This is a genomic window from Clostridia bacterium (genome assembly GCA_036562685.1).
Classification (GTDB): Bacteria; Bacillota; Clostridia; order Christensenellales; family DUVY01; genus DUVY01.
This window is the reverse complement of sequence record DATCJR010000140.1, coordinates 1-6750: the sequence shown is the minus strand read 5'-3', so window position 1 is coordinate 6750 and position 6750 is coordinate 1. Positions and strand designations below refer to the sequence as shown.

The window sequence follows — 6750 nt, the reverse complement described above, 5'->3', positions numbered from 1 at the left end:
TTCCCTGTTTATCTTCTAAATCAATCTCTCCGTTGCCAAAAGGTTCTCCTATTCTTGTTTCTTCTTTTGTGCAATAATCGTATGCCTGTTGTTTCGTTCCCCGTCTTATTTCAAAATGTCCAGTCGGGAATTTGTTTTTTAGCGTCTCAAACCTTATTTGTGTAGGATTTTCAATATATATTTGGTAATGTTCATATCCTGTTTTTTCGCCTTTTTCTTTTTGTCCGATATAGACATAATCTTTTAATTTTTCTTTTAATTCATCCAAAGTAATATCAGCACATTTAATTGTTAAAAGCCAAGAACGACTTCTGAATGTTTCGCTCATTTTTTCACCCCGAATAATTTATTTTGTCTCAAGTCTCAAAAGTGGCGGAAAGGGTAACACTAGCCTTTCCGCCTAACAGGGCGGGCGTGGGAAATGCCCACGCCCGCCACCAGTTTCTAACGATACCTCGCGAACAGCTTGCGTCCTCTTTATTCGGCGGCTGTCAAGAGTTTTCTCGGCATAACAGGAACCCCTACGGCTACCCCTATTATTCCAATTTGCCTCTTGACAGCCGCCGACCGCACTTGATACCGAATAGGCGGGCAACGGCGAAACGACGGGAGGCAAGGCATTAATTAACCGCCGTCGCCATTAACAGTGTATCAAGTGCGGGGGTGTAGTGCGTTACAGGTAGAGAAGGGGGCGGCTCACTCCGAAAGGCAAGGCTGGGAACATACGTTTACAAATACGGTTCAATCCGAACAGCCGCGTTAATCGTCCAAAATGAAATACGTTATATCTACCCCGTATAGCTTGGCAAGCTTTTTTAAGCTTGCCAATTTAGGCACACGATAACCGGTTTCCCAATGTTGCACGGACGCTCTAGTTTTAAGTCCTAGAGCGTTCGCGACTTCTTGTAATGTTAACCCCCTATTTATTCGGACTTGACGAAGTTTTTCTTGAAGTGTCATTCGGTTATCTCCAAATCATCTAAATCTAGGTCATGACCGAAAAAATCAGAATAGTTATTTAGTAACGCACTACTTATTAATTCATCGTCATAATAGAATAATAGCAAATAGCCCTCATATTCGGTATCATAAGGTATCATCTTTCCCGCTACTTTCCTACAGTAATTATCGATAGTTGAACAGTAATTATTGATATCGACTAAAGATAAAATTTGACCATTTAACAATTTTTCATCGATATAAAGCGGTTCAACGTCTAAAAACGACTCGATATCAACATCACCAAGAGCGTGGATATTTTGTCCATTCACATAGCGAATAATTTTTACATCAATTTTAACTTTGTTTCCCATAGGTTAACTCCTTTTGTTATAAAATAGCTATACGCTTTTCACCGTTCACAATAACAGAACGTAATTTTTCTGCTAATTTGAAGTATAAATCAGCTTGAAGTTTCAAAGATGCTATATCTTTAACATCTTCAAATTTAGCCACCATTTGCATAAGTTCATTACCAACATTTTCTAATTCACACATCATTAAAAATAATTCAGTTGTTGTAAACTTTTCCATTATCGTTACTCCTTTTTGTTTTGTTACTTATATTGTATATCATTCGATAGATTTTGTCAAGAGTTTTTTTAAAAATTTTTTAACTTTTTTTAAAAAAGATAAAAAAATAACGGCGGGATTTACCCGCCGTTAATCTACTATTTTTCGATAGCTTTTAATATTAAAGCGTTCATTTCTTCATTCGCTTGATTATTCCAATTATCCCAAAAGACATTAACATTATCCATAATCTCATACAAAACTTCCTCACCGATGATATAATAGAGCATATTAACAAGTCTTTCGGGGTCGCTTAAATCCGTATAAACTTCACCGAAATTATCTTTTTCGTATGTCTGCACTTTTTCAATCGCATTAAATACATCATATTCTCTTAATGCCTCTTTGGCTTGATTAACACCGATAATATAATAATCAGTATTAAAAACTTCGTTGTGCAAGTCGCAATAATACCCGCTATAACCATTTTCTAATGCCTCGATTATGGCCGCTCTTGCTTCTGCTCTCATTTCCTGTTCTTTTTTATTCATTTTCTATCACCTCATTAATTAATTTTTTAATGCCTCTTTGGGTGTCTGCCATTAGGCGACCTTTGCTAGTATAAGTGCTATAATAACCGGTGCGTCTGTCTTTTTCAATAAAATAGCCCTTATACATATAATATTTGTTTAAATCGCACGGTCTTGTTACGTTTCTCATCTTTACAATCTCCTTTTCTTTTTTATTTTTGTTAATTGTATTGTATCACATTTGGGAAACATTGTCAAGAGTTTTTTTCAAAATTTTTCATTTTTTTTTTTAAAAAAAAATATATCCTGATATCAGGATATATTATCCCCCTGATATCAGGATATTTTATTTTACTAATACGAAAATACCCGCCCAAACCCGCCCAAAACAAAAGCAATTTTTACAAAATATAATATATCTTATCAAGTAGGGGCATTATCGAGAGCGTCATCACGTTCAGCCGCGTCGCATTCTGCTTCTCGTTTTTTAATTTGATTAAGCAATTCGTTAGTGCGACAGTTTTCCCGTCCACCACCGCCCAAATCATTAGCTATACCATTGCAAAGTAAATCGCAACGTTGCGAACAATATAAACAACTATAAGATTTAAGCAATTTAACAAGTAATCTATATAATCTACGGTTGATTTTACGTTGTTTATCTAACCAAAGTTTACCTCGTTTCAGCATTTAAAACCTCCTCTGACCAATTTTTAAAAAATTTATGTCTAAAATAATGAGTATCATACTTAAGATAACTTTTGTATATCTTAAAAGTTCGATATACAACTTCGCCATACTTTTCATAAAATTCCAAAAGTTTCTTTTCAGATTTTTTAGGGCTTGGAGGGCTTATTTTGCGTTCTGCGGCATTATAATCAGTATACGAGATACAACTAACTAATGCATAATTACGATACCACTTGCACCCCAACACCCTAATATAACAATCAGCCTGTTCTCTTAATTTATCCCAAACACGACCGAGTTCTTGACAATTACAATGAACATTAAGTTCATACAAATGACCTGACAAAGCAAAAAATATCGGCATATCAGGAAACTTTTGCTCTAAAATTCTGTGATACTGACTTGGGAAAAAAATGCCCGCGTCAGATAAATATATATCTCGCCCAAACTCAAATTGAGGTTCAAAAGGTTCTATTTGACCCTCAATAATATGCTCAAAAGTATTTCCACCGACATTTATTTCCTTAAGTTCGATAACTTCCGTATTATCGTCATAAGGCATATTAGCATAATGCTTTTCCCCACGCAAATATATCACGTGAGCAAAAAGCAAATCTTTACCTGTCCTTTTTTTCCCAAAAACATATACATTTCTTGTCCTAAATTGCTCAACTAACCAATCATTCTGAACCTTAAAATAATTATCGTCATAATCATTACATAATCGTTTTTTTCTTTTTTTGGCAAAAACGATTAAAGCTATAAAAATTATAAAAATTATAACAACTCCAAACAAAATATAAATCATTTTCGGAACAACCTTATTAAACCTATAATCAATCGTATAATTTTAGTTAAAATTCCTAAAACAGCTAAAACAAGCAATACAAACACTGTAATTTTAAACATTTTTATCGACTGCTCAAGAAAGGTCATAGTTGACCAATTACTAAAATCAAATAATTGCTTGATAAACTCCCACATATTAATTACCTCTATTAATTATCACTTAAAAATCCAAGTAAGAATTTTTATAATCAATCCCAATAAGAACAAAAGAACAAGAGAAACAACAAAAACAACTATATATTGAACAATATTTGCATTCCCTGCAAAAACCGCCTTAAAAGCGTCTTTTATATAATCGAACAAATTGACAGGTGAAACTACACCTTCATTAATAGGCTTTAAATCAATTCCCCCATTGTCAGGTGCTTGCCCTTCTTCTTTAATAGGGTCATAATCTGAAGGAACTTCTCTTTGTTTTAACTCAATACCTGAAAAAGTGAAATAAGGTGAATAAATTTCTTCGGAAAAAATCCACCAACCATTTTTATGTGAATAACGATACATAGGATAACCCGAACCCCTATATAATATCGTTATTGTTATACTCGATAAATCTGCATTTTTAAATAAATCATAATATTCAGAACGTATATTAATATCAACAGTAGTATTTATATCAAAACTAATAGGATATAAATGTTTCCAGCCAAACAAAGGATTGTCATATTTTAAATTTTTTATAGGTATATTCCAAGTAGTTATAACAGGATTGTTATTCACCCTAACATTAGTATAAGTAAAAATAAAAGTAAACATATCTTTTTCAATATAACTTTTTTCAAAGCTATTATAAAAACCCTTTATACTAGTATTTTGCTCTATTGTCTTTAAAATATCACCTTGAATTGGCATATCAACCAAGTTAAACCTATAAAAATACATTTTTTGATTAATAGGTATTGATAAATAATACATTGTTTTTTTACTACTATCAGCAGTAACATCTATCGGCTTGTCAACATCTGCAACAGTCATTATTTCAGAGGAAGGAATGGTCTTTACCACTCCTTCCTCAATATTACTTTCACTAGCATAAGTTACAGGAACAAAAACATTAAAACAAGTTATAAGCATTAAAAAAGCTAATATAATCTTTTTCATTATTTACCCCCTTTTCACCTTAATTATTACAACAATAACAATAAAAGCCAAAACACCTGCACCCACAGCCAACCATATCCAATTTTTTTGAAACCACAAGCCAATATCAAGCCATTTTCTTAAACTTGCGTCAACATCTACATATAAAACCGTATCTTCATCTAAAACAGTTGTTGGAGATAACAAAACGGTCTTTTCAGGGTTCAAATACACAGCAGAAAGTGTTTGCATTATTTTTTGAACACTTGGATTATCAATAAACACTGTTCCGTGATATACCGTTATAACGTCATAAACCTCTCCGTCAACATAAAAAGTAACTGTATAAGTTATACGCTCCCATTGAGCAGTTACTATCAAATCACCTTTTATATTATCAAAAGACTTATCCCAGCCAATAAATCTATATCCTTCACGAGTTACAGTAGGGGCAACTGCCGAATTGCCATATTCTACTATTTGAATTGCTTCTCCTTCAATAACCTCTCCACCTGCAAGATTAAAAGTTACTGTATATTTATTTATTTCAAATTTAGCATATAATTTTGTATCCGCATAAATAGGCTCACCATTATAAGGCTGTGTAAATTCTTCATCATAATACCACCCAACAAATGTATACCCTTCTTTAACAGGGTCAGGCGGCAACGGAACAGGCACTAAATAGGTATAATAATATAATTCAGAAAAGAAATGCTCACATTCAGCGTCTACAAATTGATAATACGCAAAAATAGTATATTCTTCACCTTCTGTTAAAACAGAACTATCAAAACTATAAGTAACAGCTTTATTGTTATCAAAAAATTGTGTTGCAGTAATACCTGTATCAACTAACTTAAAACACGGTTCAGGCAAATCATCCACTTCATAATCAATAACAGGAATTTCATTTATAGTCTTATGTCCTGAAATAGCAAAAATATTTAAAGGTTCAGCCGTTCTAAATCTAGTATAATCTGAACCTGTAGGCGTCAAAGTAATTGAAATAACTCCTTCATCATAGTTTGGAGTAAGAGTTACAGATATAGGTGCATTCACTTTAGACGATGACGCATAAGCATAAGACGAAACCGTGAAACCACATAACGCAACAAAACATAAGGCAAAAATAAAAGCTATTTTGCCAAAATGAATTTTTGTTTTTACTTTCTTGACTTTCAAGTTAAAAACCTCCTGCCCGTCAAGCCGATAGCACAGCTAATTTCTTTTTAAAAAAATGCCCGTCAAGCCGATAGCACAGCTTTACCTTATAAAAATTATCTTCTTTTATTCTTATAAGGTTTAATGCCATAATCTTCAGGCTTCTTTCTTCCTGTCTTAAGATTATAAGCAATTGCAGAGTCTCGTCTAGCCTGCAAATAACCCGCACGAAAAGCTTTTTCTGTTCTCCTCAATGGATAACCGTAAACGTCCATACCCTGCCTTAATTCTTGAACATATTGCGTTGCACGTTTTGCGGGATTTTTATAAGGTCTTATCGCCATAACGTTTCACCCCCTTTAAATTAAAATTTCTTTATTAAAAAACTTTATTTACATAACCAATTCAAATAATTTATATATTGTTTATGAGCATATCTTCTAGCTTCTAATTCTTTTTTAAAATACAATCGATAATTATAATCTTTCATAACTAAAAAAAACTTCTTTTCAGCTTGAAAATCATAATATAAATAAAAATTGCCTATTTTATCTAATAAAATTACTTCCATATTTCTATCCCCTTATAAATAAAAGCGGATTGATTAGCCCAACCCGCAAAGGCTCTGCAAACAGTATTTAAAATACTTTTTTCTTAAGCCGTCTGCAGTCGGCTATGGAGAATGAGATATGTAAGGAATTAAATTACATTTTTTTACCCGTTCTTGCTCAACTTGTTTTATTTTGAAGTCAAAAAAACTTTCAAAAGTTGTGCAGTCGTGGCATCATAAGGCTTTAATCTAATTGTAATACCCATAACATCAGCAGTAAGCTTTAAATAAGTAACTTCTTTTTCAGTTACTTTGTCCTTAAACTGCTCCAAAGCACAATTTACAGTAATAGTTTTATTCATTCTTCTACTCCTT

The 6750-nt window shown here is 32.8% G+C and carries 12 protein-coding genes; all 12 read right to left on the bottom strand.

The genetic code is table 11. The features are described from left to right. A partial coding sequence (locus VIL26_06285) for a hypothetical protein (protein HEY8390537.1) occupies positions 1 to 328 on the bottom strand: 328 nt, incomplete at its 3' end. A gap of 628 nt (positions 329 to 956) precedes the next feature. Then, complete coding sequence (locus tag VIL26_06280; protein ID HEY8390536.1) at positions 957 to 1313, bottom strand: hypothetical protein; 357 nt, start codon at positions 1311 to 1313, stop codon at positions 957 to 959. A gap of 16 nt (positions 1314 to 1329) precedes the next feature. Continuing rightward, on the bottom strand, positions 1330 to 1533 hold the full coding sequence (locus VIL26_06275) for a hypothetical protein (GenBank protein HEY8390535.1): 204 nt from the start codon (positions 1531 to 1533) through the stop codon (positions 1330 to 1332). Between the two features lie 137 nt (positions 1534 to 1670). After that, entirely contained in the window at positions 1671 to 2063 is a 393-nt protein-coding gene (locus VIL26_06270; GenBank protein HEY8390534.1) for a hypothetical protein, read from the bottom strand. Then, the gene (locus VIL26_06265) at positions 2056 to 2232 is read right to left on the bottom strand and encodes a hypothetical protein (GenBank protein HEY8390533.1); all 177 of its coding nucleotides are present in this window, start codon (positions 2230 to 2232) and stop codon (positions 2056 to 2058) included. The genes VIL26_06270 and VIL26_06265 overlap by 8 nt, the downstream gene beginning before the upstream one ends. Positions 2233 to 2465: 233 nt before the next feature. Then, positions 2466 to 2657: a hypothetical protein gene (locus VIL26_06260; protein ID HEY8390532.1), complete on the bottom strand. Its 192-nt coding sequence runs from the start codon at positions 2655 to 2657 to the stop codon at positions 2466 to 2468. 58 nt (positions 2658 to 2715) lie between these two features. Beyond that, positions 2716 to 3540, bottom strand: a complete 825-nt coding sequence (locus tag VIL26_06255) for a hypothetical protein (protein ID HEY8390531.1) — start codon at positions 3538 to 3540, stop codon at positions 2716 to 2718. Positions 3541 to 3737: 197 nt separating this feature from the next. Continuing rightward, positions 3738 to 4682: a hypothetical protein gene (locus VIL26_06250; protein HEY8390530.1), complete on the bottom strand. Its 945-nt coding sequence runs from the start codon at positions 4680 to 4682 to the stop codon at positions 3738 to 3740. Between the two features lie 3 nt (positions 4683 to 4685). Beyond that, complete coding sequence (locus tag VIL26_06245; protein ID HEY8390529.1) at positions 4686 to 5846, bottom strand: InlB B-repeat-containing protein; 1161 nt, start codon at positions 5844 to 5846, stop codon at positions 4686 to 4688. Between the two features lie 95 nt (positions 5847 to 5941). Then, entirely contained in the window at positions 5942 to 6169 is a 228-nt protein-coding gene (locus VIL26_06240; GenBank protein ID HEY8390528.1) for a hypothetical protein, read from the bottom strand. A 44-nt stretch (positions 6170 to 6213) separates the two neighbouring features. Further along, positions 6214 to 6396, bottom strand: coding sequence for a hypothetical protein (locus VIL26_06235; protein HEY8390527.1), 183 nt, complete (start codon positions 6394 to 6396; stop codon positions 6214 to 6216). Positions 6397 to 6563: 167 nt separating this feature from the next. Further along, positions 6564 to 6737: a hypothetical protein gene (locus VIL26_06230; GenBank protein HEY8390526.1), complete on the bottom strand. Its 174-nt coding sequence runs from the start codon at positions 6735 to 6737 to the stop codon at positions 6564 to 6566. Positions 6738 to 6750: the final 13 nt, after the last annotated feature.

Coding starts and splice junctions, on each gene's coding strand:
- VIL26_06280 (HEY8390536.1), bottom strand. CDS start 1,313: ATGGGAAACAAAGTTAAAATTGATGTAAAAATTATTCGCTATGTGAAT.
- VIL26_06275 (HEY8390535.1), bottom strand. CDS start 1,533: ATGGAAAAGTTTACAACAACTGAATTATTTTTAATGATGTGTGAATTA.
- VIL26_06270 (HEY8390534.1), bottom strand. CDS start 2,063: ATGAATAAAAAAGAACAGGAAATGAGAGCAGAAGCAAGAGCGGCCATA.
- VIL26_06265 (HEY8390533.1), bottom strand. CDS start 2,232: ATGAGAAACGTAACAAGACCGTGCGATTTAAACAAATATTATATGTAT.
- VIL26_06255 (HEY8390531.1), bottom strand. CDS start 3,540: ATGATTTATATTTTGTTTGGAGTTGTTATAATTTTTATAATTTTTATA.
- VIL26_06250 (HEY8390530.1), bottom strand. CDS start 4,682: ATGAAAAAGATTATATTAGCTTTTTTAATGCTTATAACTTGTTTTAAT.
- VIL26_06240 (HEY8390528.1), bottom strand. CDS start 6,169: ATGGCGATAAGACCTTATAAAAATCCCGCAAAACGTGCAACGCAATAT.
- VIL26_06235 (HEY8390527.1), bottom strand. CDS start 6,396: ATGGAAGTAATTTTATTAGATAAAATAGGCAATTTTTATTTATATTAT.
- VIL26_06230 (HEY8390526.1), bottom strand. CDS start 6,737: ATGAATAAAACTATTACTGTAAATTGTGCTTTGGAGCAGTTTAAGGAC.